This is a genomic window from Moraxella osloensis (genome assembly GCF_001553955.1).
GTDB lineage: Bacteria > Pseudomonadota > Gammaproteobacteria > Pseudomonadales > Moraxellaceae > Faucicola > Faucicola osloensis.
In genome coordinates this window covers 2,046,213-2,072,011 of record NZ_CP014234.1, presented here as the reverse complement: position 1 = coordinate 2,072,011, position 25,799 = coordinate 2,046,213, and the positions used below count along the sequence as shown (strand labels likewise).

At 45.5% G+C, this 25,799-nt stretch carries 23 protein-coding genes and 4 tRNA genes; 10 read left to right on the top strand and 17 right to left on the bottom strand.

Annotated features, from left to right (window positions below):
- Nucleotides 1-1,194 carry an acetylornithine deacetylase gene (argE, locus tag AXE82_RS09145; protein ID WP_062333899.1) on the bottom strand — a complete coding sequence of 398 codons (1,194 nt, stop codon included), beginning with the start codon at nucleotides 1,192-1,194 and terminating at the stop codon, nucleotides 1-3.
- Nucleotides 1,195-1,272: 78 nt separating this feature from the next.
- Nucleotides 1,273-2,013: a UPF0149 family protein gene (locus tag AXE82_RS09140; RefSeq protein ID WP_062333896.1), complete on the bottom strand. Its 741-nt coding sequence runs from the start codon at nucleotides 2,011-2,013 to the stop codon at nucleotides 1,273-1,275.
- A gap of 248 nt (nucleotides 2,014-2,261) precedes the next feature.
- Here AXE82_RS09140 and AXE82_RS09135 point away from each other — a divergent pair, with 248 nt between their 5' ends.
- Complete coding sequence (locus AXE82_RS09135; protein ID WP_062333893.1) at nucleotides 2,262-2,666, top strand: hypothetical protein; 405 nt, start codon at nucleotides 2,262-2,264, stop codon at nucleotides 2,664-2,666.
- 60 nt (nucleotides 2,667-2,726) lie between these two features.
- A complete protein-coding gene (locus tag AXE82_RS09130) occupies nucleotides 2,727-3,020 on the top strand; it encodes a cell division protein ZapA (protein WP_062333890.1) in 294 nt (97 codons plus the stop codon).
- A gap of 37 nt (nucleotides 3,021-3,057) precedes the next feature.
- On the opposite strand, the gene AXE82_RS09125 is transcribed toward AXE82_RS09130, so the two are convergent.
- Nucleotides 3,058-3,312, bottom strand: a complete 255-nt coding sequence (locus tag AXE82_RS09125) for a hypothetical protein (protein ID WP_062333888.1) — start codon at nucleotides 3,310-3,312, stop codon at nucleotides 3,058-3,060.
- A gap of 594 nt (nucleotides 3,313-3,906) precedes the next feature.
- On the opposite strand from AXE82_RS09125, the gene AXE82_RS09120 reads away from it, so the two are divergent.
- The 3 genes from AXE82_RS09120 to AXE82_RS09110 are packed head-to-tail and all read left to right on the top strand — an operon-like array spanning nucleotide 3,907 to nucleotide 6,080.
- The gene (locus AXE82_RS09120) at nucleotides 3,907-5,553 is read left to right on the top strand and encodes an NAD+ synthase (protein ID WP_197931515.1); all 1,647 of its coding nucleotides are present in this window, start codon (nucleotides 3,907-3,909) and stop codon (nucleotides 5,551-5,553) included.
- 56 nt (nucleotides 5,554-5,609) lie between these two features.
- Nucleotides 5,610-5,846, top strand: a complete 237-nt coding sequence (locus tag AXE82_RS09115) for a hypothetical protein (RefSeq protein WP_062333885.1) — start codon at nucleotides 5,610-5,612, stop codon at nucleotides 5,844-5,846.
- A 48-nt stretch (nucleotides 5,847-5,894) separates the two neighbouring features.
- Nucleotides 5,895-6,080, top strand: a complete 186-nt coding sequence (locus AXE82_RS09110; RefSeq protein ID WP_062333882.1) for a hypothetical protein — start codon at nucleotides 5,895-5,897, stop codon at nucleotides 6,078-6,080.
- Between the two features lie 15 nt (nucleotides 6,081-6,095).
- Here the strand turns inward: AXE82_RS09110 and AXE82_RS09105 are convergent, their stop codons facing one another.
- Nucleotides 6,096-9,131: a DNA translocase FtsK gene (locus AXE82_RS09105; protein WP_065252110.1), complete on the bottom strand. Its 3,036-nt coding sequence runs from the start codon at nucleotides 9,129-9,131 to the stop codon at nucleotides 6,096-6,098.
- Between the two features lie 440 nt (nucleotides 9,132-9,571).
- On the opposite strand from AXE82_RS09105, the gene trxB reads away from it, so the two are divergent.
- From trxB to AXE82_RS09090, 3 genes are read left to right on the top strand one after another with little or no spacing between them, the layout of a single operon-like run.
- A complete protein-coding gene (gene trxB, locus AXE82_RS09100) occupies nucleotides 9,572-10,570 on the top strand; it encodes a thioredoxin-disulfide reductase (protein WP_062333878.1) in 999 nt (332 codons plus the stop codon).
- A 15-nt stretch (nucleotides 10,571-10,585) separates the two neighbouring features.
- Entirely contained in the window at nucleotides 10,586-11,377 is a 792-nt protein-coding gene (aat, locus tag AXE82_RS09095) for a leucyl/phenylalanyl-tRNA--protein transferase (RefSeq protein WP_062333874.1), read from the top strand.
- A gap of 27 nt (nucleotides 11,378-11,404) precedes the next feature.
- Entirely contained in the window at nucleotides 11,405-12,220 is an 816-nt protein-coding gene (locus tag AXE82_RS09090) for an arginyltransferase (protein ID WP_062333871.1), read from the top strand.
- Here AXE82_RS09090 and rimI read toward each other — a convergent pair.
- The 10 genes from rimI to gspN all read right to left on the bottom strand — a co-directional run bounded on the left by rimI (nucleotide 12,213) and on the right by gspN (nucleotide 20,104).
- Nucleotides 12,213-12,710, bottom strand: coding sequence for a ribosomal protein S18-alanine N-acetyltransferase (gene rimI / locus AXE82_RS09085; RefSeq protein ID WP_082741452.1), 498 nt, complete (start codon nucleotides 12,708-12,710; stop codon nucleotides 12,213-12,215). The two genes, AXE82_RS09090 and rimI, sit on opposite strands and share 8 nt — an antisense overlap.
- Before the next feature lie 58 nt (nucleotides 12,711-12,768).
- Nucleotides 12,769-13,959 carry an elongation factor Tu gene (tuf, locus tag AXE82_RS09080; protein ID WP_062331575.1) on the bottom strand — a complete coding sequence of 397 codons (1,191 nt, stop codon included), beginning with the start codon at nucleotides 13,957-13,959 and terminating at the stop codon, nucleotides 12,769-12,771.
- A gap of 267 nt (nucleotides 13,960-14,226) precedes the next feature.
- Nucleotides 14,227-14,301, bottom strand: a tRNA-Thr gene (locus tag AXE82_RS09075).
- Between the two features lie 20 nt (nucleotides 14,302-14,321).
- Nucleotides 14,322-14,395 (bottom strand) — tRNA-Gly (locus AXE82_RS09070).
- Nucleotides 14,396-14,470: 75 nt separating this feature from the next.
- A tRNA-Tyr gene (locus AXE82_RS09065) sits at nucleotides 14,471-14,554 on the bottom strand.
- 43 nt (nucleotides 14,555-14,597) lie between these two features.
- Nucleotides 14,598-14,673, bottom strand: a tRNA-Thr gene (locus AXE82_RS09060).
- 151 nt (nucleotides 14,674-14,824) lie between these two features.
- On the bottom strand, nucleotides 14,825-15,670 hold the full coding sequence (locus AXE82_RS09055) for an FHA domain-containing protein (protein ID WP_062333868.1): 846 nt from the start codon (nucleotides 15,668-15,670) through the stop codon (nucleotides 14,825-14,827).
- Nucleotides 15,671-15,733: 63 nt separating this feature from the next.
- Nucleotides 15,734-18,160: a type II secretion system secretin GspD gene (gene gspD / locus AXE82_RS09050; RefSeq protein ID WP_062333864.1), complete on the bottom strand. Its 2,427-nt coding sequence runs from the start codon at nucleotides 18,158-18,160 to the stop codon at nucleotides 15,734-15,736.
- Between the two features lie 83 nt (nucleotides 18,161-18,243).
- On the bottom strand, nucleotides 18,244-19,257 hold the full coding sequence (locus AXE82_RS09045; protein ID WP_228140532.1) for a type II secretion system protein N: 1,014 nt from the start codon (nucleotides 19,255-19,257) through the stop codon (nucleotides 18,244-18,246).
- A gap of 22 nt (nucleotides 19,258-19,279) precedes the next feature.
- Entirely contained in the window at nucleotides 19,280-20,104 is an 825-nt protein-coding gene (gspN, locus tag AXE82_RS09040) for a type II secretion system protein N (RefSeq protein WP_227713359.1), read from the bottom strand.
- Nucleotides 20,105-20,488: 384 nt separating this feature from the next.
- Here gspN and AXE82_RS09035 point away from each other — a divergent pair, with 384 nt between their 5' ends.
- A complete protein-coding gene (locus tag AXE82_RS09035) occupies nucleotides 20,489-21,529 on the top strand; it encodes an NADP(H)-dependent aldo-keto reductase (RefSeq protein WP_062333861.1) in 1,041 nt (346 codons plus the stop codon).
- Nucleotides 21,530-21,633: 104 nt separating this feature from the next.
- On the opposite strand, the gene ssb is transcribed toward AXE82_RS09035, so the two are convergent.
- The 3 genes from ssb to AXE82_RS09020 all read right to left on the bottom strand — a co-directional run bounded on the left by ssb (nucleotide 21,634) and on the right by AXE82_RS09020 (nucleotide 25,168).
- The gene (gene ssb / locus AXE82_RS09030) at nucleotides 21,634-22,293 is read right to left on the bottom strand and encodes a single-stranded DNA-binding protein (RefSeq protein WP_062333857.1); all 660 of its coding nucleotides are present in this window, start codon (nucleotides 22,291-22,293) and stop codon (nucleotides 21,634-21,636) included.
- Between the two features lie 310 nt (nucleotides 22,294-22,603).
- On the bottom strand, nucleotides 22,604-23,968 hold the full coding sequence (locus AXE82_RS09025; protein WP_062333853.1) for an MFS transporter: 1,365 nt from the start codon (nucleotides 23,966-23,968) through the stop codon (nucleotides 22,604-22,606).
- A gap of 195 nt (nucleotides 23,969-24,163) precedes the next feature.
- A complete protein-coding gene (locus AXE82_RS09020; RefSeq protein WP_062333849.1) occupies nucleotides 24,164-25,168 on the bottom strand; it encodes a hypothetical protein in 1,005 nt (334 codons plus the stop codon).
- 203 nt (nucleotides 25,169-25,371) lie between these two features.
- Here AXE82_RS09020 and AXE82_RS09015 point away from each other — a divergent pair, with 203 nt between their 5' ends.
- The gene (locus AXE82_RS09015; RefSeq protein ID WP_062333847.1) at nucleotides 25,372-25,788 is read left to right on the top strand and encodes a hypothetical protein; all 417 of its coding nucleotides are present in this window, start codon (nucleotides 25,372-25,374) and stop codon (nucleotides 25,786-25,788) included.
- Nucleotides 25,789-25,799: the final 11 nt, after the last annotated feature.

The following is a 25,799-nucleotide window of genomic DNA, read 5'->3' as shown; positions in this document are numbered from 1 at the left end:
TTAATGGCTGTCACAGCATTGTTGAAGAATTTGCTGTAAGAAGCTTTCGCATTTTGCTAATTGGTTTAGACTGACAAACTCATTGGCTTTATGGGCGTTGCCAATATCGCCAGGTCCGCAAATCACCGTCGGAATGCCTGCATTGGTAAACTGCCCGCCTTCGGTGGCATACGCCACTTTATGGCGCTGTTGTTCATCCACCAAATTTTCTATGAGCTGTTGCAAGGCTTGGCTATCTTTATCGGTCATCGCAGGGACATTTTCGTTGCGAGTTAGCTCAATGCCCGTGTCGCTGTCAATGGCGTGCATCTTAGGCTCAAGGGTTTTGATAAAGGCGCGAATCGGCTCAATCACTTGGCTTTCATTCATGTGCGGCAAATTACGGTAATCAAAGGTAAATTCGCACAGGTTAGGCACGATATTGGTTGCTGTACCGCCGCTAATAGTGCCCACTGACAAGGTCGAAAACGGTACGTCAAACGCCATGTCTTGGTCGTTACGTTGTTGCAATTGTTCGGCAAGTGTATCAATAAAATTGATAATTTTGCTGGCATAGCTGATGGCATTGACGCCTTGCGGGGTCAGCGATGAATGTACTGATTTGCCATGCACGCGGCAGCGATACACTTGGATGCCTTTATGCGCGGTGACCATTTTCATCATGGTCGGCTCACCGACGATACAGTAGTCGGGCTTAATCCCTTGGGCTTTTAAATCTGCAAGCAGTAATGGCGCACCCAAACAGCCCACTTCTTCATCATACGACAGTGCCAAATGAATCGGTTTGTTGAGCGTGCTATCGCGGCTTGCTTGCACCACAGTGGGCAACAGGGTTAAGGCACAAGCAATAAAGCCTTTCATATCACAAGCCCCACGCCCGTATAGCTTATCTTCCATAATGGTCGCCACAAACGGATCGGTATCCCATGCCTGCCCATCAACGGGCACCACATCGGTATGCCCAGAAAACACAAATCCCCCTGTCAGGACGCTATCACCCTTACCCATCGCAGGTACAGTCACAAAGAGGTTGGCTTTGGTATTATCTGTATTAAAGGTCAAACGTGGCGACAATCCCAACTGCTCACAATAGCCCGCCACATACTCAATCAATTGCAAATTGGAGTAGCGACTGACAGTATTAAAACCAATCAGCTTTGTTAACCAGTCTACGGCGTTGGATGGATAGCCCATAGTCGTTCCATTTTTCTCAAATTTTAAACCATTAAAACAGCCTATCAGGGTAAATCTAGTCGAAATAGGGTATTAGCATCAATTCGGCTTTTTACCGGTCATGGCATCTATGACCATATGGGTAACAAAATCATCATTGGTATCTTTTTCTGCTTCCCAATCGAGTTCATCATCACGTAGCTGCTCAATAAAATCCAAATGCGCCTCATCAACCTCTTGGGCTTTGCCTACAGGGCGATTCATGGCAAATCCTGCGATGAGCGGCAACTTGGCGACTGATTTACGCACTCGCCCTTGTGACACACTCACAGGAATCATGCGCACAAACTCAAGTAGCTCCATATATTCAATTTCGCCTTCAGCATTGTCTGTCCCTTGCAGCGCCTCATCATACACATCAATCCGCAGCGCGCCGATTTTTGCCAAGTCATTAAATAGGGTATTTTCTTCCGGACGTAGCGCACTATCAGTGATGCCAAAGCCTGTCAAAAAGCCATTTGCCCAGTTCTTAAGTGCCATCAAACGCTCATACAGTGGATGGTCATCATCGGGCAAAAGCGGCATAAACTGATAGCTATCAGCATCATCGGTTAACACCGCCACCATATCCTCGCCCTCTTCGGTCACTATCTCTAACGCTTTTGGCTCAAGCTCGGTAAAGCTCAGCTCAGTCAGTAGCAGTTGCCACTCTTGCTCGGTTGGCGCATCACACACACTGAGCACCCCTGAAATTAGCCCATGTAACTCACTAATTGTGACGTCATGCCAATCCTCAAATGCTTTTGTCCAATCCTGCCAACCCGAAATATAATCATCCATCGCTTTACCCTTTTTTCACAAAAAATTATATCAACATTGAGATAATACTAGCCTTAATGCGGTCAACTATGGCATTATTAAAGTGGTAAAATAATATAAGTATCACTCAAATTTTAAGCCTTCACGCTATAGTTATACTAAAAAAACCTTTTGCTATTCATGTCAACGAGCGCCCATCATATCGCTCTTGATGATTCACTTGATTATTCACTTGATTATTCACTCGATTACTGACTAGACATCATATCATGAGCACCCTAATTGACCAACTGACCCAGCTACAAACCGCATTGACTAAGCTTCGCGATAAATATCAATTCGCCAGTAGCGAGCTAACCCGTATTAAAGCACAGCCAACCATTACCGCAGACCAACTGCAAGCGGTACAAGCTGAGCTCAATGCCAGCAAAGAACTGCAGCAAAATTTGCAACAACAACTTGCCAGACAAGCCGAAGAGTATCAAGCACTTGAGCAGCGTTATCAGTCACTTGCCGAATCTCACAACATGCTAAGTACCGAATACGAACAAACCCAAAACCAATTACAGATTTTTACCGCACAAAATCAAAAATTGATTGAAAAAAATCGCGTTGCGGCAGAGCATACCAAGCTTGTGTTAGAGCGCTTGGCAAAAATTGACAGCGAAAACTAACCCGCCCCCATAGCCAGCCTTAGTGATGTTTAAAAAATTTGAATACGTTAGGAAAATCTTATGGCATCTGCCCAAAGCATTAAAAAAGTTGATATCCTGATCAATGGTCGTAGCTATACCATCAACTGCCCAGAATCTGAAGAGCCTGCGTTGCAGCGTGCGGCAAGCTATATTAACCAGTTTATGCAAGAGGTACGCCGCCAAGCGCCTCAGCTACCACAAGAACAATTATTGGTACTGTGCGCGCTGACCTTGTTTGAAAAATCAGAAAACTTACAACGCTATCAAGAAAACGAAAGCCAAGCGCAAGACCTGGTGGGGAAAATGTTAGCAGACGTTGCCCGTTTTGCCTAACGTCTTTAGTGTAAAATAAGTGTAAAATAAAATTCGACTAATTTTGCGCGCGCTGGTAGTGTTTGCCAGCATGAAAATCCGCTTGGTGTTGTTGATTACAAAAGAACTTATCCCCTTCTACAATCCCTCGCCACTCTGCCAAGGTATGATGGCAAAAATCACACGCTCGCAGCTCGGTACTCTCGCCTGGCTGCGGCTGTAAATAGCCTTGCGGTGGTCGCGGATACATCCATTTCATCCCAACCCAGCTAAGCCCCATAATCACCAAAACCACAAAAATTGCGCTAAACATCGCTTCACCTCATTGTCTAATGAAAGTCTAATGAACGAATCATCGTTGCCAATTAAAAATTATGACTGCCTGTTAATTAGCATTCTAAGGTTTGATTATACTGCAAAAAATCGCGCATTGATGGGTTATTCATGCTATGTTTAGGCTAATTTTACCAGTTGCAGCATTTTTCGGTTGTAGCGTCTAAAGATTGCAATTGTAAACACATCATAAAGCGATATAATGTAGAGTAATTTTATCTTGTAATGTCATCGCTGTTGCCACCCATAATTATAATAGCGGCATGATGCTTGCATACCGTTTTAGACGGCTATGACTAAAGGGACGACCCCATAACAAATTTTTACTGAAGGATTTTTCATGTCACACCTTGATTTAACCCCAGATGATAGCGTACCAACGCAGCTGCCGAGTGAGTCAATGACCGCCGAAGCTACTACGCCAAGCCAACCAGCAAACCCACAGCCAGTTTCTCAAAAACCTGCTCAGCCAACTTCTCAATCAGTTTCTGAGTCAAATTCTCAATCAGTTTCTCAGTCAACCTCTCAGTCATCAAGCCAACCGACTAGCCAACCAATTAACCAAGCAGATTCTATGGTGGGGCTAAAAATTGCGGTGGCACAGCAGCAATTTATTGTCGGTGATGTCATCAATAATGCCAAAAAAATGGTAGAGCTGGCTAAAGATGCCCGTGACAAGGGGGCTAATATCATTGTCTTTCCTGAGTTGTCACTGCTGGGTTATCCGCCGGAAGATTTGTTATTACGTCCAAGTCTTGCCTCACGCGTGAAACTTGCTTTTGAAGTGCTCTACACAGTAAAAGATATCGTCATGCTAGTGGGTTATCCGCACATTGACCCAAATGGCACGTTTAATTCAGTGGCTATCATTCACAATGGTCAGCAAAAAGGCTTTTATCACAAACAATGCCTGCCAAACTATGGCGTGTTTGATGAACGCCGCTATTTTAATACCGGTCACAACCAAGTGTTATTTGACTATCAAGGGCTGACCATCGGACTACTTATCTGTGAAGATTTATGGCAAGACGCGCCCATTCGCGCACTGAAAGAAAAAGGTGCGGAAATCATCATCAGCCTCAATGCCTCGCCCTTTGAGCAAAACAAGCAAGAACAACGTAAGGCTTTATTAAAAAGTCGTGCGACTGAATACAATATCCCGATTGTGTATGCCAATAGCGTGGGCGGTCAAGATGACTTGGTGTTTGATGGCGGCTCGATGGTCGTCAACGCTCAAGGTAAAATCGTGCAAGAAGCGCCAAGATTTTTGCAGCATACGCTGTATGTGGTTGCTCGTCACGATGCCCAAAGCGGTCAAGTGATATTATCAGAACAGCGCAAATCACCGCTTGCGCTCAGCCAAATCGCTGAAACTTATCAAGCGCTGGTTGTCGGCTTGCGTGATTATGTCAATCATTCTGGCTTTAAAGGCGTATTGGTTGGGTTGTCAGGCGGGATAGACTCGGCGCTCACGCTATGTATTGCCGTTGATGCCTTAGGTGCAGATAAAGTTTATGCGGTCATGATGCCCTATGAGTACACCTCGCAAATCAGCCTACAAGACGCACAAGCACAGGCACACCGACTCAACGTGTCTTATACTGTGTGCCCGATTCATGCCGCCGTTGAAGGTATGCGTCATACGCTAGCGCCAATGTTTAGCAACACCACCGCCGACACCACGGAAGAAAATATCCAAGCCCGTGCGCGTGGCATGATTTTGATGGCATTGTCCAACAAATTTGGTCATCTAGTCATCACCACTGGCAACAAGTCAGAGATGGCCGTGGGCTATGCGACACTATATGGGGATATGGCAGGCGGATTTGATGTATTAAAAGATGTGTATAAAACCCAAGTATATGCTCTCGCCAACTATCGCAACCGCCTAGAAGAAACGCCCGTGATTCCCGAGCGTGTGATTACGCGTCCGCCTTCTGCCGAGCTTCGCCCTGACCAAAAAGACCAAGACAGTCTGCCTGATTATGATACCCTCGATAAAATGCTGGAGCTGTATATCGATCGCGACTTTGGGTATGATGCGATTGTAGAAGCCGGTTATGATAAAGACGTGGTGAAAAAAGTACTCAGTATGGTAGACCGCAATGAATACAAACGTCGTCAAGCGCCGATTGGCACCAAGATTACCCACCGCGCCTTTGGGCGTGAACGTCGCTACCCACTCGTCAATCATTGGTCGCTAGAGTTTCCAAAACTTTAATTTCTAAATTATTTTAAATAAGGTGCTTTTGTGCACCTTTTTTTAAAGAGAATTATATGCAATCAGTTGAAGAAATTCTAAATCTTATTAATTCAAAATTAGCTGATTTTAATGATGACGAAGCAATTCAAGCTTTCAATCAGCTTAAAGATTTTATCGCTGATAATAACTCTACGGCTGAAGAAATTTCTGATGCCTACCTGCTTCAAGGGCTTTTAGTTGCTTTTAATCCCTTTTTAACGGGTTGTGAAAACGATTACTCTGGCATGGTATATTTTCATAAGGCAATTTAATTTAATCCGGATAATATTAGTGGACTACTTAACATTATTAATTGTTATTTGCCAATTGCTCCTACTACACCTTTTATCAAGCAAAATCCAGAAATATTTATTCAAGCTAACGATAAGTTAAATGATGAATTATTTGAGCAGCTAGATGAATCTAATAAACGTTTATTGAAACAATATGCTGAATACTATAATTACTTAAAATCAAAAGGTGCTAAATTTGCACCTTTTGATTAAAGCTTATGATTAAAATTACATCAACAGCTCACGTTTACCGCTTTTGGTCATGCCGCTTACCAAGCCTGCCTCTTCCATGGCATCAACGATACGTGCTGCGCGGTTATAGCCGATACTAAATTTGCGCTGGATGCTTGATGCAGAGACCTTACGGGTTTCGAGCAAAAATGCCACTACATCATCATACAGTGGGTCTTCTTCGCCATTGCTAGATCCGCTAGCATCGCCACCGCTTGGTGCTGAGCTTAGCTCAAAGTTATCAAACATATTATCAATATAATTAGGTGCGCCACGCTCGCGCCATGCATCACACACACGGTTGACTTCCCCATCGCTGATAAAAGCACCATGTACACGGTTTGGCTCGATTTGACCAGGCCCTAAAAACAGCATATCACCATGCCCAAGCATATCCTCTGCGCCACCGGCATCCAAAATGGTACGCGAGTCGACTTTTGAGTTGACGCGAAGTGCGGCACGGACGGGAATATTGGCTTTAATCAAACCAGTAATCACATCCACTGAGGGGCGCTGGGTCGCCAAAATCAAATGAATCCCTGCGGCGCGCGATTTTTGCGCAAGTCTGGTAATCAACTCCTCGGCTTGTTTACCCACCTGCATAATCATGTCGGCAAACTCATCTGCTACAATCACAATTTGTGGTAACGGTTTTAATTTTGGCGCTCTATCTTGGCTGACGCTGTCATTGGGTCGCCACAGTGGATCCAGTAACGGTTCACCATTTTGTTCGGCTGCTATGACTTTTTTGTTGAATTCATCAAGCTTACGCACTTTGAATAATGACATCAGCTGATAACGACGTTCCATCTCAGCCACACTCCACGCCAAAGCACTGGCTGCTTCGGTCATATCGGTGACTACGGGGGTGAGCAGATGCGGAATATCGCCATAGTTGGCAAGCTCGAGCTGTTTGGGGTCAATCAAAATCAATCGCAGCTGCTCTGGTGTGTATTTGAGCAGCATTGACAATAACAGCGAATTCACCAACACGGATTTACCCGAGCCTGTGGTACCTGCTACTAGCATATGTGGCGCTTTGGCCAAATCCGCAATAACCGGTCTACCGGCAATATCTTTACCCATTGCCATGCTGATCAAGCCATCGGGGTCTTGATAAGCTTCTGTTTTCAGCAGTTCAATGAGTCGTACCATCTGGCGCTGCGGATTGGGCACTTCGATACCGATATAAGGTTTGCCTGGAATGACTTCTACCACACGCACCGATGCCATCGATAGCGACCGAGCCAAGTCTTTGGCAATACCTGTCACCTTGCTTGCTTTAAGCCCTGGTGCTAGAGAGACTTCAAATCGCGTCACCACTGGACCCATTTGCGCATTGACCACTTCTGCTTTGATATTAAATTCTTGTAGCTTGATTTCTAATAGCGCTGACAACTGCTGCAACTGTTCGCGGCTATAGCTTGGCTTGCGGTCGGGGTCGGGCAAATCAAGCAGCGATAGCTCAGGTAACGGGCTTAAATTGGCACGATAAGCTGCGGTTTGCATGGCACGCGATTTATGACTAAACAGGCTATCATCATTGATATCGAGCGGCTGGTTGACCTGAGTCGCTGCGGGCTGTTCGATTTCGTCGAGTAGCTCAGACTCCACCGAACGACTATGGGTCGGTATTGAAGGGGTTATCTGGTTGGTATCAATCTCGGGAGCATCAATATCGTTGCCAGTAATCTGGGTGACGGCTTGCGGTGGGACTTGTCGCATACCCAATAACGATGCGACTGAGGTGGGTGGTGTCTCAATACCTTCTACTTCAATCCCTTCTACTTCAATGCCCTCGAATGGTGGCTCTAGTACAGGATTTTGTGATAAGTCATATTCAGCATCTACGCTACCAAGTAAATCATCCAAATCTGACGACCCAATAGCCGTGTCCTGTGCAGCCATCTCTCGACCAGTGATAGGCTCAGAGATGTGTTTATCCGCTAGCTCCCCTGTGCCTATGGCAGACATAGCAGACATCATAGATGCTTCATCCATAGTTGGCATAGCTTGCGATACATCTACACTATCTACACTATCTACACTATCTACACTAGGCTGCTTTGTCTGGGTTGGCTCAGTGCGTTGCGAGTCTACCTGTATCGAATGGGGTCTGTTCAAGGTAGGCATTTTAAACGGTTTTTTAATGATTTCACTTTGTAGTTTTTCATCGAGTTTTTTGGTCAGCTTGGTATTTGCCACATAGGTTGAGCTGACGGGTTTAAATGGATTGGTGGCATCGTTTTCTTCGAGCCATTCATAATCTTTAATTTCACTAAAGCCCGTTTCATCCAAAAACGCATCGAGTGGACTACCAACAAACGCCCCATTATCCGCTAGATGATTACTGTAATCAGCCGCTTGTTCGTTGTCGTGGGAGGCTAAAGGCAAAGGCAGTTGCGCGGTGTCGCTTGGTTTTGCTTGGCTTGCTTCTTGCGCAGTCGCCTTGAGCTCAGTATTGGCTTCAGTATTGGTTTCAGTATTGGTTTCTTCTTCATCTGCGGCTTTAACTTGTAGGCGACTGCGAATGGCTTGACCTGATAAAATCTCATGCCAATGTAAATCAAAAATAAACGTCACGGTGATGGCAATAAACACCAATAAAAACAGCAAAGTCCCCCAGTAGGTTAATAAACCACTAAGCCCGTTGCCGACGATTTGCCCGATCATGCCTTGCGCCAACCAGCCAAACGATAACACGCCTGTCAGCCCTGCGGTGGCAATGATTAAAAAGATATACCCCAAAAAACGTAACAAGCCATTAGGCTCTACATCATGGCGCCATACATTCCAAGCTTCATAACAGGCAATGACGATGAGCCACCAGCTCGCCGCACCCAAAAACGTATACAAGATATCAGCCAGCCACGCACCACCCGTGCCTCCCAAGTTACTGACTTCATTTGTCGCACTACTGATATGCGACCAACTGGGATCATTGGCAGAATAACTGATGAGGGACATGACTAACAACAATGCCACGATTAGCCAGATAATCGTAAGCACACTTTGACGAATATAATAAGACAACGCAATTTACCTTTGAATTTGAACCTGCTTTGGATAAGCCGTAAGCCAACGCTTTGCTGCGCCATGACTGACTGATAATGATTGTGAAAAAACAATGATTTTGGGAAAAACGTTGATTAAAATCACCCTTTTAATCGACTATCATATCAAATCTCAGTGGTGAGTTGCTGAGCTTTTTTTGCGAAAAATTGCTTTGTTAAATCAGCCAATTCAAGCCCTATGACAAATGCAGTTTGAGCCAACAAAGCCGGATAGTAGGGTATTTTTTGATAACGAGCTAACGCCATTTTTGAGCGTTGCTTGAGCGTTGATTTCGCGATGAATCTGTTATAAAAATAACATTTACTTGCTATTTTCGATGTTAGCCCCTATCTTACTTATGAATCAAAAATTAACATGTTTTATTTAGTTTATTATTCAGCGATTGTTAGGAAAGACGTATGTCAGAAATTATCCATCACCAGCTTATTATTTTGGGTTCAGGTCCAGCGGGTTATTCTGCCGCCGTGTATGCAGCGCGCGCCAATTTAAAACCGGTCATTATCACAGGTATGCAGACTGGCGGGCAGTTGACTACCACCACGGAAGTTGATAACTGGCCTGGCGACCCACAAGGCTTGACGGGACCTGACTTGATGGTACGCATGCAAGCCCATGCCGAGCGTTTTGGCACCCAATTGGTGTATGACCATATCAACCAAGTGAACCTAACTCAGCGACCCTTCACCTTAGTGGGCAATAGCGCCACTTACACGTGTGACGCACTCATTGTAGCGACAGGGGCATCAGCGCAATACTTGGGTCTCGCCTCTGAACAAAAATTTATGGGGCTTGGCGTTTCTGCCTGTGCGACCTGTGATGGGTTCTTCTATCGCGGCAAACCTGTGGTGGTGATTGGCGGTGGCAACACGGCGGTTGAAGAAGCCTTGTATCTATCAAACATCGCAAGCCACGTCACCCTAGTGCATCGACGTGATAAATTAAAATCAGAAAAAATTCTGCAAGACCAATTATTTGAAAAACAAAAAAATGGCAATGTGACCATCGAATGGAACAGCCAAGTCAAAGAAGTGGTGGGTGATGACGCAGGCGTGACGGGTGTGGTGATTGAAAACCTCCAAGACCAATCTACCAAAACCATCAACGCCCCTGGTATGTTCGTGGCGATTGGGCACAAACCCAACACCGATATTTTCCAAGATCAGCTTGAGATGAATAATGGCTATATCGTGGTCAAAAGCGGTCTAGATGGCAATGCGACAGCGACAAGTGTCGAGGGCGTGTTTGCTTGTGGGGATGTGGCAGATCATATCTATCGCCAAGCGATTACCTCGGCAGGCACGGGTTGTATGGCGGCGTTGGATGCAGAAAAATATTTAGATATCGTCAATCTAGCGAATGCCGATACCACGGTATCAGCTAACACCACTGCTGTTTAGCTAATGCCTTGAACAATGCCATTGCCAAATCACCACCCATTACAACGCCCTTTAGGTTGCCGTTATCAATTTCCCGACCCGATGGTGGCAGACCCTGACGGTGAAGGCTTGATTGCGCTGGGGGGTGACTTGGCAGCTGATACCTTAGTGTGTGCTTATCGCCAAGGCATATTCCCTTGGTTTAATGAAGGAGAGCCCATCGCTTGGTGGTCGCCTGACCCGCGCTGTATTATTTATCCTAGCGATTTTTGCGCCAGTAAAACCTTAAAACGGCGTATCAAAAATGCAGGTTGGACGTTTTCCCTTAATCTTGCCTTTGCTGAGGTCATCGCCGCCTGTGCCGATACCCGCACCTATGCACAAGCTTCTGCATCAGCCACTTGGATCAGCCCCGCTATGATTGAAGCGTATACGGCGCTCCATGCCGAGCAAGTCGCTTACAGTGTCGAGATTTGGGATAATGATGAGCTGATTGGCGGTCTCTATGGGCTAAAGCTAGGACAAGCATTTTTTGGTGAAAGTATGTTTCACCGAGTGACAGATGCGTCTAAAGCGGCTTTTTTTGTGTTAATGCAGCTGTGTGCACATTCCCAATTTGCTTGGGTGGACTGTCAGTTGCCCAACCCACATTTGTTGCGTTTAGGTGCCTCCATTCTGCCCAGAGTGGAATTTTTAGATAAGCTCGCGCAACAATTATCGCTACCGAGTATTGATTGGTCATCGATTTGCGGTCAAAAATTGCCACTTAATCAACTGTTAAATGAGGATTTTATGACTTATTATCTACCGCCATCTGCGCAAATCTAGGTAAGTTAAGGGTATTTAAAGGCACCGATGACGTTAAAACCACCCCACCCCTCGACTCTAGCATTGACCAGCCAGTTGACCCCGCTGCATCAGTGTAGTTATTTGCCCGACCGTGCAGCACGTTTAGAACTGATTGAATTAGCAAAGGATGAACGTTTAAGTACGCCTATTTTTTCTCAGTTTTCACGGCTCGGGTATCGGCGTAGTGGACAACATCTATATCGCCCTGTATGCTTTCATTGTCAACGCTGTATCTCTACGCGTGTAGTTGTTAACGAGTTTCAACCCAATCGTACCCAGCGCAAACTGTGGCAAAAATCGCACGAGATGGATGTGGTAATTACGGCTTGTGATGATGCCGATGAATCGCATTTTATGCTATATGCTCGCTATATCTGCGCTCGCCATAGTGATGGCGATATGTATCCACCCAATTTACAAGGGTTTAAACAGTTTTTACAATATAGCTTTACCCAGTCATTTTTTATGGAGTTTTGGCTTCATGATGAATTAGTCATGGTGGCAGTTTGCGACCAATTAGATGACGGCATATCCGCGGTCTATACTTTCTATGATCCTGATGCAACAATCAACAGCTTAGGCACCCTTGCGATACTTACCCAAATTGACTATGTTAAACGTCTTGGATTACCTTATTTGTATTTAGGTTTTTGGGTACCAGGTTCGGATAAGATGGCGTATAAATCGCGTTTTTATCCCACTGAATTATTAATCAATCAACAGTGGTATCGCTTCGATGAGGCTGTCACAGCCGCGCAAGTTGAGCCACTGCTTCAACAGGCGATAAAAGCGCATTACCTAAACATGTGGAATACTACTTAGCGTTGAATTTGCGCTGCATAATTAACGCATGGGTTTTGGTCGTGTCATGATTATCGTAGTAATTTTTGCGAACGGCAATCTGTTCAAACCCATGTTTTTGATAAAATGCAAGGGCAGCATGATTATCTTCTCTTACCTCTAATAGCATCCGCTCGGCGCCCGCTACTTGGCACATTTGCGCCATAGCCGTTAGCAATTGGCTTGCAATACCTTGCTGTTGATAATCAAGGCAAGTTCCAATTTTTAAAATCTCTGCATCTTCAAATATGTGGCTGTAAATGCAATAGCCAATCAATCGCTGATTTAGCTCGTCTGTCGCATAAATTATATGGTTAAATGGCTGCGCGAGCAGTGAATTGATTTGTGCAGCCGACCAAGCATCGTGGACAAACAGCTTCGATTCAATTTGTGCCAGCTGCGCCAGTACTTGCTGCGAAGTATTATCTTGTGTACTCGTTTTATCTAACTTATATATCGATATTACCGTCATAATTTATTTCCATAAAAAAAGAGCCACCGAAGTGACTCTTTTGTATGCTTATTAACGATTAGTCGTTAACTTTAGCAACAACACCCGCACCTACAGTACGGCCACCTTCGCGGATTGCAAAGCGTAAACCTTGGTCCATTGCGATTGGGTGGATTAGCTCTACGTTCATTTCAACGTTATCGCCAGGCATTACCATCTCTGTACCTTCTGGTAATTGGATTGCGCCAGTTACGTCAGTAGTACGGAAGTAGAATTGTGGACGGTAACCATTTAAGAATGGGGTGTGACGACCACCTTCTTCTTTTGATAGTACGTATACTTCTGCGTCAAATTTGGTGTGTGGTTTGATTGAACCTGGTTTAGCCAATACTTGACCACGTTGTACGTCTTCACGTTTGGTACCACGTAGTAGTATACCACAGTTCTCGCCTGCACGACCTTCGTCTAGCAGTTTACGGAACATTTCAACGCCAGTACAGGTGGTTTTGGTGGTTGGTTTGATACCAACGATTTCAATTTCTTCACCAACTTTGATGATGCCTGATTCTATACGGCCGGTTACGACTGTACCACGTCCAGAGATTGAGAATACGTCTTCGATTGGCATCAAGAATGGTTTGTCAATCGCACGTTCTGGTTCTGGGATGTAGCTGTCTAGGGTGTCAAGCAGTTCTAGCACCGCTGGTTCACCGTATTTGCCTTCGCCGCCGTTTAGGGCTTCTAGGGCAGAACCTTTGATGATTGGGGTGTCATCGCCAGGGAAGTCGTAGCTTGATAGTAGTTCACGTACTTCCATTTCGACGAGCTCTAGTAGTTCTTCGTCATCAACCATGTCACATTTGTTCATGAATACGATGATGTATGGTACACCTACTTGGCGTGATAGTAGGATGTGTTCACGGGTTTGTGGCATTGGACCGTCAGTGGCTGATACGACTAGGATAGCGCCGTCCATCTGTGCGGCACCGGTGATCATGTTTTTAACATAGTCAGCATGGCCAGGACAGTCTACGTGTGCGTAGTGACGTGCTTGGGTGTCATATTCAATGTGTGAGGTGTTGATGGTGATACCACGGGCTTTTTCTTCAGGGGCTGAGTCAATTGACGCGTAGTCTTTGGCTTCACCACCGTTGTGTTTTGCTGCTACGGTCGCAATCGCAGCTGTTAGGGTTGTTTTACCATGGTCAACGTGTCCAATGGTGCCTACGTTAACGTGTGGTTTAGTACGTTCAAACTTGGCCTTTGCCATAATTTAATCCTCTGATCATTGTTAAACTGTTAGCAATACCCTAGCTCAAAGCTATAAACCAACTGGTGTAATCTGTATTGCCAGTGCTGGTGTTGCCAATTTGAGTGTTGCTAGGTCACTAAAATAGCAAATTTAACATAAATTTCAAGTTTTTTCCATAGCCTTCATCTTTATGGTCAAACTTTTTTGTTATTGCTAAAACAAAAGGCAACACAACTGTGCTGCCTCAACTATTTTTTGGTTTCTATCAATTATTTTCTATAAAACTGGAGCTCATACCGAGAGTTGAACTCGGGACCTCTCCCTTACCAAGGGAGTGCTCTACCTCTGAGCTATATGAGCAAAACTTTGGTTTAGAATAATGGAGCGGGTGGCGGGAATCGAACCCGCACCATCAGCTTGGAAGGCTGAGGTTCTACCACTAAACTACACCCGCAATGCGACCCGCCCAAGCATACTGGACTTACTGTTAACGTGATTAGGGAATATTCAGATAACAATAGCAGGCAAATGGTGGTGGGGGAAGGATTCGAACCTTCGAAGCTCTCGCAACGGATTTACAGTCCGTCCCCTTTGACCGCTCGGGAACCCCACCATAGTTGTCTTTCAAGGTACGCTTAACACGAGGTGTTAAAGGATGGTGCCGGCTGCCGGAGTCGAACTGGCGACCTACTGATTACAAGTCAGTTGCTCTACCAACTGAGCTAAGCCGGCGTATCGCTTGAAAGTGGTGAGCATTTTAGCAAATATTTTTAATCTTGCAAGCGTTTTTTTAGTTTTTTTTCATTTTTTTTGCTAAAACGTAAATTTAATGATTTAAATCCGCATGTTAGGCGCCTTGCGCCGCTTATTTGCTACCTAAACCCTAATACATCAACAACACGGATGCAATAATCAGCGCAATAAGCACCACGATTATTATCGCGACTGTGGCGTTTTTCTTTGCCGCAGGTTTGATTGCATCAGCTTCTACTGTGCTCACAGGCAATGGTTGCGCTGGCTGAACGGCTGAGACAACGGGCTGTGATGGTACTGGCACTGCCTCGGTGACGACAGGCGGCTGAGACGGTGTATTAATTAGCGGCGATGTTGGGTTATCAACGCTTGCTACATCGACTGTTGTTGTCGTTGCAGAGGGTACGGATTGTTCGACGTGAGTGTTACTCAGCTGCTCGCTAGGTAAAAAATCTTGCGTGGTAATGACATCTATCACAAGCGCGGCGTTGGATGCAGCGTTCGGTGATATGAGCTCAACCGATGCAGTTGATTCAGTGTGGGTATGAATGTCAGTGGTGGGTGTAAAGCTTTCAATGTCTTGTAAACCATCGAGAAAACTAGCACCATCCCGTGCATCGACTGGGGCATTTACCACCAAAAACACCAAGTCAGCAAAGGCAAGTTCATCAGTGGCTTGCAAAGCATGCGCGTCTGTACTGATACGCTCACCATTGATAAAGGTACCATTGCTTGAGCCTAAGTCTTGCACATACAATTGCCCACCAATACGGTTAATCTTGGCGTGTTGGCGAGAGATTTGTGAGGTTGCTAATACCAAATCATTGCTATCACTGCGTCCGATGCTTAAGCTTTTATCAATATCTATGGTTAAATCCGCCAACGCTGGTGACAGCCCAATGAGTTGCCATGAAGTGCCTTGCCAGTTGTCGGTGAGGTTCATCGTATTTACTGCATTAGTTTGATGATTATCCATGCAAGTCTCCTACTCCTAAGGGGTATTTAATAGTATCATTATGCTTGGCATTATGGGACATTTTTAGGGATTTGTCACGGTGATGGTCTGCACCGCAGGCGGGGTCGCAATCACCACAGGCGTTTGAGCCATCTTTGCGCCCTGCCCTGTCTGCGCTTTAGATTGGGTAACGGTAGATTGGGTGACGGTGTTGCTCGCTGGGCGACTCACGGTTGTGGTCGATGAACTACCTGTGCGAGACACGTTTGCTGACACGGGCGTGACGATATCGATACCATTGGCATACACTCTTGGCGTGTTTGATAAACTTTGCGCGGCTGGGGTAACCAAGTCGTCTGTTGGCAATTTGACGCCATTTTGCACCCTGTTGGTATTGGGGAACATGGCATTGATATTAAGTGGGATTTGTTTGAGCGTGCCGTTTTTATCAATTACCAGTTGCATGGTACGAATACCGTCTAAGCTTTTTTCGGTCACACTTGCCACCGCGCTACCATTTCGCAAAATGGTCGGCTGTAAAAATACAATCAGATTGGTTTTGTCCGAGTTTTTGCTTTTTGAGCGAAATAAATTACCAATAATCGGCGCATCACCCAATCCTGGGACTTTTTGCTGACCATAGGTGCTGTTATCACGCATCAAACCACCCAATGCCACGGTTTGTTGGTTATCCGCTAAAATGGTGGTTTTGATTAAATTCTTGTTGGTGACGACACCGCTCACGTTATTGAGGGTACCGTCGACAATGGAGGACACTTCCTGCGAAATCTCAAGTCGCACTGAGCCATTATCGCCAATATGCGGAATGACATTAAGATTGATACCGACATCTTGACGGCTCACGGTTTGAAACGGCGTGGTTGATGAGTTACTTGCCGTGGTATAAGAGCCGGTCACAAATGGGACGTTCTGCCCTACCAAAATATTGGCTTTTTCGTTATCCAACGTCAAAATAGAGGGCATGGATAACAGATTGGCATTGTTGGTTTTATTGATGGCTTGCAAAATCGCGCCATAAAACTCACGATTCCCGTTACTATCGGTTTTACTCGTACCAATCCCCAATAGCGCGCCTGCCACGGAGGCTGCCGCCGTACCTGGGGTTTTTCTTAATATCTCAGATGCCAGACCTACTGCAGAGGCACCGATGTTATTAAAGTTAATCACCCCTACGCCGCTATTGGCATTGCCCATTGCCCATTGCACGCCAAGTTGCTGGGTATCATTGCCTGAGATTTCCATAATCGCTGCTTGAATCAACACTTGGTCACGGCGGGTATCTAGCTCATTAATAGCGTTTTCGATTTCTACCATTAACTCTGGGTTGGCATTGACGATGACGGAGTTTTGGGTTTGGTCAGCGATAATGCTAAAAGGTCGACCTTGATAGCCGCTGTTTTGCGCAGTCGTTGTGTTACTAGTGGAAGACGTATTAAGTGGTGAGCCTGTCGGTGACGCTGCAGTATTGGTGGTCGTCGCTGCGCTGTTATTACTGGTATCGCTACTAGATTGAAACATTGAGCTTGCTTGCAAGGTGGTTTGGTCACCTGAACTATTGATGGATTGATAGGCAAGCAGTCCGCGTAGCATTTCTGCAATATGGGTGGCACTGGCATATTTTAGACGAAACACGCGAAGCCCACTGAGACGTTGCGTCGGCACGGTGTCTAACTGCTCTACCATTCGCTGTACTTTGGCTGTCATCTCGGCACTACCTTTGACGAGCAGCCTATCAGAAATCGGGTCGGCAATGATATTGATCAGGCTGCCACCGGTTGATGCCACAGCAGGTTGCCCTGATTGACCCGCAGCAGCTGGCGCTGTACCACTGCCCGTACCTGTCAGTGAGCTTAACAAATCCATCATGCGCTTGGCATCCACATGACGCAGCGGAATAATGGTCAGCTTGTCATTCATATTGCTATCAAGATCGCTAATCAATTTTGCGTATTGATTAAGGCTGTCGGCGCGGTCAGAGAGGATAATGGCATTGACATTTGGCACCACAGCGGCGTTGGCATACGGCGGCATCATCGGACGGATGACGTTTAAGATATCATTGGCATTGGTGTTGGTGAGATAATAGATGCGGGTCGCCATTTGACTACCTGCAGTATTACCCCGTAAGTCCACATCCACCCCTGCTTGCTTGGCAACGGTATCAGGGACCAGCTCTGTGGTCAGCCCGCGATCAATCGCTACAATGCCATTGACTTTCATCACGGCTAAAAACAAGTCATACACTTCTTGCCGGGATAAGGGTTTGTTTGAAATCACCGTCACATTGCCATTAATGCGTGGGTCTAGCACAAAGTTCTTTTGCGTGATGGTGGCAATTTGGTCGATAAACGCCTTGATATCAGCGTCTTGCAAATGCACTTTATAGCCAGTGGCTGCATGGGCAGCTGACAGACCACTGCTAAGCAAACTGAGACTCATAGCCAGTGTCGTGCTCAAAAATAGTGGCTTTAGCATGGTTGGGTATTTCATAATTTACCTTATCAATTTTTAACGCATGTCACCGACTGGTGTATCAGGTAGCGATGACGTCTGTAACTTTTTACTATGTTTTATCAAAATGACTGGCGTACTGTCACGACTTGGTCGCCGCGCTGAACTTGAATTTGGGCTTGTCCTGCTTGTTGCACTTGACGTAGTAGCTGGGCATCTTGCGTTGGGTTTTGACCCACGTTTTGTCCATTGACGGAGAGGACTTTATCCCCTGTTTGTAGCCCCAATCGGTTTTTTAGTCCTGCGGACATCGCATCGGTCACCAAATAGCCTTGCCCTGTCGCTGCCACACCCATTTGGCTTAGATACCCTGAGGCATTTTGCTGCAGCCCTTGAATCGCCCCACCAATAGCTGACGATGCACCGCTTGGCGAGGTATTGGCAGCATTTGACGTCGCCATAGTGGGCGCAGAATCCTCTCGATCATGCGGATCGCCTGTAGCCACTGGCGCGCCGCCCATCGCTTGTGGCGCAGCCCCGCCTAAGCTCGGTGTGGGGGTCTGTCCCATATTTGAGCCATTACCCACGCCGGCTGCACCGTTGGCTTGCGCTTTGGCTCTGATAGCCTCGCTTTGGTCAAGAAAAAACGGTTGCCCAAATGGCACTTTACTGGTTTGACCACTGGCATCTGCCACCATTACAAAATCGGCTGCGACTTTGACCAATTTATAACCACTGCCATCAATCATGTCGTTGATACGATAGCTTAAGGTTTTACCATTGGCGGTCAAAATTGCATACGATTGACTCTCTGGGGTGGCAATGGTCACGCCCACCACTTTAATATCTGGGGGTGTCGCTGCCGGCGCTTGCGGGGCAGTTGGCTGCGCAAAAAAATCTAACGCATTGCTATTGGCAGATTGTGCGACCAAGTTTGGCTGCAAGGGGACTGGGGTGAGTACAGGGGCTTTGGGCGGTGCAACCACCAGCCAAATTGCTTGGCTTAATTGCCACACCAACCAAAAAATAGCTGCCAATAGCAACCAAGGATACAGTTTTTCTACCACCGCCATCGGCACAAATTTACCAGTCGTTGTTTTACGGCTCAACGAGGGGCGCTGGGTGGCTTTTATCATATCTACTATCATCGCTGCGTCTCTAATTACCCATACTGGTCAAAGGTTGGCGAATGGACACCACCACACTGTCATCAGCCCCTTTGCCTTGGTACGCCGGCATATTTTTGAGCAATCGCTGTGTCAATGACACATCTATCATATTATCTTGGTCAAGATAAAAATCCCCTAATCGCTCACCTTGCGGTGTAGTAAGGGCTAAATGCAAGCTTTTACCTTGCGCCGCCTTGTTGCTATTATTAGTACCATTGGCGTTGGCTACTGGCTGTACACTGGCTTTATCCGCGCTTAAGTTGCCTTGCATGGTGGGGAGTTTGATGAGGTAGGTTTTGCCGCCTGTGGGATACCCCAAATCACCGCCTGCCCAATTCATGCTACCTTCGGCGGTTTGATAGCCTTGCTTATTTTTTTCAATCGACACTTCTTTGATGGTAATCGGTGTGTCGGGTAATTGCCAACTGACCAACTGCGCTAATGTGTCATGGCTGATTTTGCCGTTGAAATCATTGACTTGCCAGCTGGTTTTATTGAATTTGACCACCCCTTGCAAGTCGGTTTTGCCAGAGCGGATATCGACTGCCATACCCAGTTTGCCCATCAATAAATGCCACGGCTGCCAGCGCCAATTGACACTACCTGCTAGCGGCGTATTGGGGCGCGCATTGATTTGCCAATTGGCTTGACCTTGCCAAAGGTTGCCCGATACTTGCTGCAAGTAAGGGTTGTTTGGGGAAAATTTTTGCAGCAACCACGCTGCAGGTAGCTGAATCAACAAGCTTAAGCAAAGCAAAACCAGACCTACCAGCCACCATAGTTTTGTCGGACGTAATGAATTGACACTTGCCAAACTTGAATACCTTTTACAATGATTTTTGACACCGATATTTTTGACATCAATAAAGTGACGCAATCCACAAGCAAATTAATCAACAATCAAATAATTCATGCAGGATAAAAATTGCCATTAGCGCAAAATTTTGTACCCACTCTGCGCCAACACTCGAATATTTTTCTAACTAAAGTGAAACGCTTTATCATAACTGATTTTTATGGCGTTGTAATGTCAATCCATAAAAAATCAAAATTTTGTCAGACTTGTTTTGGGCGGACTGTTTATTGCGGCTGCCTGCCGCACTCACTACAATTTGCAACCGACTTTATCACCATGAGTTTGCTACAATCACCTCACCAAGCCGGTTAAAACTATAATAAAAAACACAAGGAAAATAGCATGCAATTTGATACATTGCCACAACTGGGCGATAGCGTCTCCAAAATTTGCTTAGGCACCATGACCTGGGGACAGCAAAACAGCGAGCAGGATGCCCATGAACAAATGGATTATGCCCTTGCCCAAGGTGTGAACTTTTGGGATACAGCAGAGATGTACCCGTCACCTCCTGATAAAGACAAACAGGGTGATACGGAGCGTTTTATGGGTAGCTGGTTTGCCAAGACAGGCAAACGAAATGAGGTGGTATTAGCGAGTAAAATCTCTCGCAATGATTTTTTGCGCGGTGGCAATACCAAGTTTGATAAAAAAACCATTCGTGCGGCATTAGACAGCAATCTACAGCGTTTGCAAACCGACCATATCGATATTTATCAGCTACACTGGCCAGAGCGTCAGACCAACTTTTTTGGTCAACGAGGCTATACAGAAAGTATGGCGCAGCAAGACACCAAACAATTGACGCCATTTTTGGAAACCATCGAAGCACTCAATGATGAAATCACCAAAGGTCGAATCCGCGCTTATGGGTTATCCAATGATACCCCCTGGGGCGTCATGCGCTACTTAGCAGAAGCCGATAAACATGGGCTTGCTAGACCTATCACCATACAAAATCCGTATAGTTTACTCAATCGCTTGTATGAAGTGGGACTGGCAGAAATCAGTCACCGCGAGCAAATTGGGTTACTTGCCTACTCACCGCTAGCATTTGGCGTGTTATCAGGCAAATATTTGGGAGATAACAAGCCTGCCAATAGTCGCTTGAGCCTTTATAGCCATTTTACCCGTTATTTAAATGAGCAAGCGCAACAAGCCACCCAAGCCTATGCCGAAGTCGCCAAAAAACATCATCTAGATATGGCACAAATGGCACTGGCGTTTGTCAATAGCCGCTCGTTTGTGACCGCCAACATCATTGGGGCAACCACCATTGAGCAGCTAGCCAGCAATATCGCATCCGTAGACTTGGTATTATCCCAAGAAGTGTTGGCTGATATCGAAGCGGTGCAGACCTTATACCCGAACCCTGCACCTTAAACCCTGCATTTTACTAGCAGACTCCTAACAGAAAAAACGGCATAAAAAATCCTTGCAACAGTATGACTGTGCAAGGATTTTTTTAAACCTAATTATTATTTAAATCAGAACGGGATGTCATCATCAACTGCGCCTGGTTTTGGCATTGCCATGGCTGGGTTTTGTTGGGAATTTTGGGCAGGCTGATTATTTGCTGTATTTGCCCCTTGTGGCGCTTGGTTGCCATTCATAAATGGGTTATTGCCAAATCCTGCATTTTGACCCGCTTGTGGCGCAGCTTGGTTATTAGTTTGGGCATTATTTTGGTTTGGATAGCCGCCAAAATGATTGGGTGCTTGGTTGTAGCCAACTTGATTATAACCACCTTGAGGCTGGTTTTGGTAGGTTGTGCCGGCAGTGTTGTTATTAGCAATACCGCCTTGAGCGCCACCTGCTGTGCCAAGCATTTGCATTTGGTCGGCACGAATCTCTGTGGCATAACGCTCTACGCCATTTTGGTCGGTGTATTTACTGGTGCGAAGGCTACCTTCGATATAGACTTGGCTGCCTTTACGCAGGTATTGCGCTGCAATTTCACCGAGTTTATTAAACAATGAAATACGGTGCCATTCGGTTTGCTCACGGCGCTCACCTGTTTGTTTGTCGTTCCACTGCTCACTTGTCGCCACGGCGATACGCGTCACGCTACCGCCATTGGCAAATTGTTTGACTTCAGGATCTGAACCAAGGTTGCCTACAATGATTACTTTATTTACGCCGCGCATAGAATTTCCTTGATGATTTTTTTGATGAATTTTTTGCTAACTTTCTTGATGAATTTGTTAATAGTTTTCTAGGGCGTGTCCCTATTTGGATAATGAGGCTAAAAATAGACTAAATCGCCAGCAAAACAAGGCAAATTGTGCAGATAATATTGGAATATTGTCAAACAATTTAACGCAGTTTTGCCAGATTTAGGCATTTTTAGGCCATTAAAAATACTTTGTTCCGAATTAGGGACACGCCCTAGTATTTTTAGCCAAATCTTTGCAGATTTAGCGCAAGTACAATGCCATTACTTTACTAGACTTTGCATCAAATTGCTAGCGTCTGACCGGTAAGATGTGACAAATGCTGTCGCGTGTCATCGGTCAATTTTTCTTTATCCAGTTTGAGATAAGCAATGTTTTCTTTTGGCATCATCACTATCTCATCCACCCCGTCAATCGCCAAAATTTGCTGTGACCATGCAGTCGTGTCGATACCTGTTGGCAGGGTAATCGTTAGGCTGGTCAAATACGGTGGGGATGCAATCGGCAAGATAAACAATAACGCAATGACGGTCACGATGGCGAGCACCGTCCACGACAGCCACATCGGTTTGGTCAGCAAAATACCGCCCATGGCACCGCCCACAAAAGCACCCAAAAACTGTGCAGATGAGTTAATCCCCATCGCCGTCGCTTTGTTGGCAACGGGCGCGCGTTTGGAAATCCAAGACGGAATGGTCGCCTCAAGGCTGTTAAAGCCAATGTAATAAACTGCAAGCCCAATAATTAAACCCACGATGGTCTGACTCGCCACCGCCAAAAATACCAATCCCACCACCAAGGTCGCTAAAGACGCCAAAAACACGGCGCGCATTTGACGTTTTTTTTCTGCGATGATAATCAATGGAACCGCAATGATAAAGCCCAATAACAGTAGCGGCAAATACACAAAACCTTGCTGCGCCACCGTCAAGCCGAGCACATCATGAAACTGGTGCGGCAATAAGGTAAACATCGCTGTCATTGACAGATGCAGCGCAAAAATCGCCAAGTGCAAACGGTTGATATCGCCAATTTTTAATACGTCAGCAAACTGTGCTTTAACTGAGTGATTATTGAGATTGTGCTTTAGTACCCGATTTGGGGTAGGCACAATCCACAGTAAGCCAATGGCGAAAATAGCGGACGCCACCGTCACCCAAAACAAGCCTGAAATATCGAGTACATGCGTCAAAATCGGACCCAGCCCAAATGCGACCATTACCGACATGGCAATGGTCAGCCCCATAGTTGCCATCGCTTTGGTACGATGCTCTTCACGGGTCACATCGGCGAGTAGTGCCATCACCACCGCTGAAACCGCGCCACTGCCTGCAATCAAACGCCCCAATATCACCATATAGATGTCGGTTGATAAGGCGCAAATCGCTCCCCCGAGCGCAAACACCAACAACCCTGCAATGATAATCGGTTTACGCGGATATTTGTCCGCCAAAAAACTCATGGGAATCTGAAAAATCGCCTGCCCTAAGCCATAGATACCAATCGCCAATCCAATCAAAAACGGTGTGGCGTGTGCATATTGTGTGCCATACACTGCAAACACGGGCACAATCATGAATAGTCCGAGCATGCGCAAGGCAAAGATACCGCCCAACCCCACAATCGCTTTCTTTTCCGATGCATTCATGGCGGCGTTATGACTTATATTTCTCGACGTTGATTTTACTGACGTGGATTTTACTGACGTTGATTTCACTGACATTGTGGCTCACAAAATTTTGCCAAAAACGGCTTATTATATGCCTAATTTTTATCAGGGAGAATTTATTGGCAATAAAAATTATTTAAGCCTTATTATTTTGGCTTTATTGTTTCAGCCCCATTATTTTAGCATTGCGTAAGCGGTTACCATGATGGCTAAAATCACCGCGATAGCAATCATCAGCCACATCACATTTTTTTGGTTGTCAAAAAATCCTTGCGGTGACTGCTTGATAGATGATGATTTGATAGCTGATGATTTTGGGGTAGCCACCAGTACGCCATCTAACGGGCTATGCTTCACTTGGGTAGCGATTTTTTGCTGTTTTTGCGCTTTTTTGGCGTCAAGTTGCTGTTGGCGTTGTTGCTTTTGTGCCAATTTTTGCTGTTTGGCTTGTTGTTGTAGTTGGCGCTGCTGTTCAAGCTTAGCCTGTTTTTGTCGCGCTTGTTCGGCAAGTTCTGCTTGTTTACGCGCTGCTTCTTCGATGGCTAACTGCTCAGCTTGCTGCTGCTCGCGAAGCTGTTTATCGCTATAGCGTGCGTGAAAATCGTCCATCACGGCGTTATCAATTTCGCTTAGGGTAAAAGGCATTTCATTAATTACTTCAAGCGCGTCATGCACATCGACGTCGTACACGCCAGAGGCTTTGGTGGTTTTGCCATCGGCAGTGAGTCTTCTGGGTACTTGGTAGTCGGCAAGGCGCTGCTGCAAGTGATTTTCCATTTGTCCGATGGAGTCGGTGCGACCTGTCATCGCTAATACCCAATCGTTGATTTCGGCATGATTTTCACTATTTAGTTGCTGGATGATATCGCTCGCGTTTTCAACGAGGCTGATTTTGACAAGCAGCTGACTGGGTGAGACGGCGATATAGAGCTCTCCTGGGGTGGCTTGGCGTTTGAGCGATGCGATGGCTTGGGGGTTGCATTGTAGGCAGTTGGCTTGTTTGTTTTTGAGGGTATGACCTTTTGGGCAGGGCGGTACACCGTAGGCAACGAGCGCGCCATTTTCTTTCATTCTGGCTTTGTATTCTTTGCTTGATAATCCGCTTGCGTCAAAGGTTTTGTCGAGTGGAATGTGGTGGCTTTTTAGGAAGTCGGTTTGTTCGTCGGTTAACGTTGCCATGTTATTGTCTCAAATTTTGCAGTCACAAATTTTCTAGTTCCTTGATTTAATCAAGTATAGCAAGGTTTAAGGGTTTTATAAAAAAGAAAAAATCGCGTGATTAATAGTTGCCACAAACCATTAAATTCACAATTTTCCTAATACACTGCAAATAAGATATATTTATTGAACAGTCCATTTATAAAACAATAAGCTTGAATTTTATGTTTGAAGAATTTTCAGAATACCTTACCGTTAATATCAAAAACGAAGATTTTTGGTATGATTATGCCTGTTGCGAAGCCAATAACATGTTGCTAAGTTTTAATAAGCAAGATTGGGATAAATTAACTGAGTTTCTTCCCAGTCAAAATGTAGATTGGCAAAAAATTTGCTTTGAATTAGTCGCCAATGAGGCAGCTTGGTTTGCCAAAAAATTTGTTATCCATTTTTTGTGTTGCGATAACTTTCTTCTGCAATGCTTTGCACTTGACACATTAAATGAACATTTATTTAGCAACTTTTTGAGCAATAATGAAAAATATTTATTTAGAAATATTTTAAGCGACATTAACTTTCCGCAAAATGAATTAGGCGTTCAGTATCTTTTAGCGTCCGTTTTAAACAAACTAAACAAGTAAAAGCTTATAGA

What these genes read in the sequence shown, in the direction of transcription:
- argE (WP_062333899.1), bottom strand. Translation starts at nt 1,194, where the DNA reads ATGGGCTATCCATCCAACGCCGTAGACTGGTTAACAAAGCTGATTGGT.
- AXE82_RS09140 (WP_062333896.1), bottom strand. Translation starts at nt 2,013, where the DNA reads ATGGATGATTATATTTCGGGTTGGCAGGATTGGACAAAAGCATTTGAG.
- AXE82_RS09135 (WP_062333893.1), top strand. Translation starts at nt 2,262, where the DNA reads ATGAGCACCCTAATTGACCAACTGACCCAGCTACAAACCGCATTGACT.
- AXE82_RS09130 (WP_062333890.1), top strand. Translation starts at nt 2,727, where the DNA reads ATGGCATCTGCCCAAAGCATTAAAAAAGTTGATATCCTGATCAATGGT.
- AXE82_RS09125 (WP_062333888.1), bottom strand. Translation starts at nt 3,312, where the DNA reads ATGTTTAGCGCAATTTTTGTGGTTTTGGTGATTATGGGGCTTAGCTGG.
- AXE82_RS09120 (WP_197931515.1), top strand. Translation starts at nt 3,907, where the DNA reads ATGGTGGGGCTAAAAATTGCGGTGGCACAGCAGCAATTTATTGTCGGT.
- AXE82_RS09115 (WP_062333885.1), top strand. Translation starts at nt 5,610, where the DNA reads ATGCAATCAGTTGAAGAAATTCTAAATCTTATTAATTCAAAATTAGCT.
- trxB (WP_062333878.1), top strand. Translation starts at nt 9,572, where the DNA reads ATGTCAGAAATTATCCATCACCAGCTTATTATTTTGGGTTCAGGTCCA.
- aat (WP_062333874.1), top strand. Translation starts at nt 10,586, where the DNA reads ATGCCATTGCCAAATCACCACCCATTACAACGCCCTTTAGGTTGCCGT.
- AXE82_RS09090 (WP_062333871.1), top strand. Translation starts at nt 11,405, where the DNA reads ATGACGTTAAAACCACCCCACCCCTCGACTCTAGCATTGACCAGCCAG.
- rimI (WP_082741452.1), bottom strand. Translation starts at nt 12,710, where the DNA reads ATGACGGTAATATCGATATATAAGTTAGATAAAACGAGTACACAAGAT.
- tuf (WP_062331575.1), bottom strand. Translation starts at nt 13,959, where the DNA reads ATGGCAAAGGCCAAGTTTGAACGTACTAAACCACACGTTAACGTAGGC.
- AXE82_RS09055 (WP_062333868.1), bottom strand. Translation starts at nt 15,670, where the DNA reads ATGGATAATCATCAAACTAATGCAGTAAATACGATGAACCTCACCGAC.
- gspD (WP_062333864.1), bottom strand. Translation starts at nt 18,160, where the DNA reads ATGAAATACCCAACCATGCTAAAGCCACTATTTTTGAGCACGACACTG.
- AXE82_RS09045 (WP_228140532.1), bottom strand. Translation starts at nt 19,257, where the DNA reads ATGATAAAAGCCACCCAGCGCCCCTCGTTGAGCCGTAAAACAACGACT.
- AXE82_RS09035 (WP_062333861.1), top strand. Translation starts at nt 20,489, where the DNA reads ATGCAATTTGATACATTGCCACAACTGGGCGATAGCGTCTCCAAAATT.
- ssb (WP_062333857.1), bottom strand. Translation starts at nt 22,293, where the DNA reads ATGCGCGGCGTAAATAAAGTAATCATTGTAGGCAACCTTGGTTCAGAT.
- AXE82_RS09025 (WP_062333853.1), bottom strand. Translation starts at nt 23,968, where the DNA reads ATGAATGCATCGGAAAAGAAAGCGATTGTGGGGTTGGGCGGTATCTTT.
- AXE82_RS09020 (WP_062333849.1), bottom strand. Translation starts at nt 25,168, where the DNA reads ATGGCAACGTTAACCGACGAACAAACCGACTTCCTAAAAAGCCACCAC.
- AXE82_RS09015 (WP_062333847.1), top strand. Translation starts at nt 25,372, where the DNA reads ATGTTTGAAGAATTTTCAGAATACCTTACCGTTAATATCAAAAACGAA.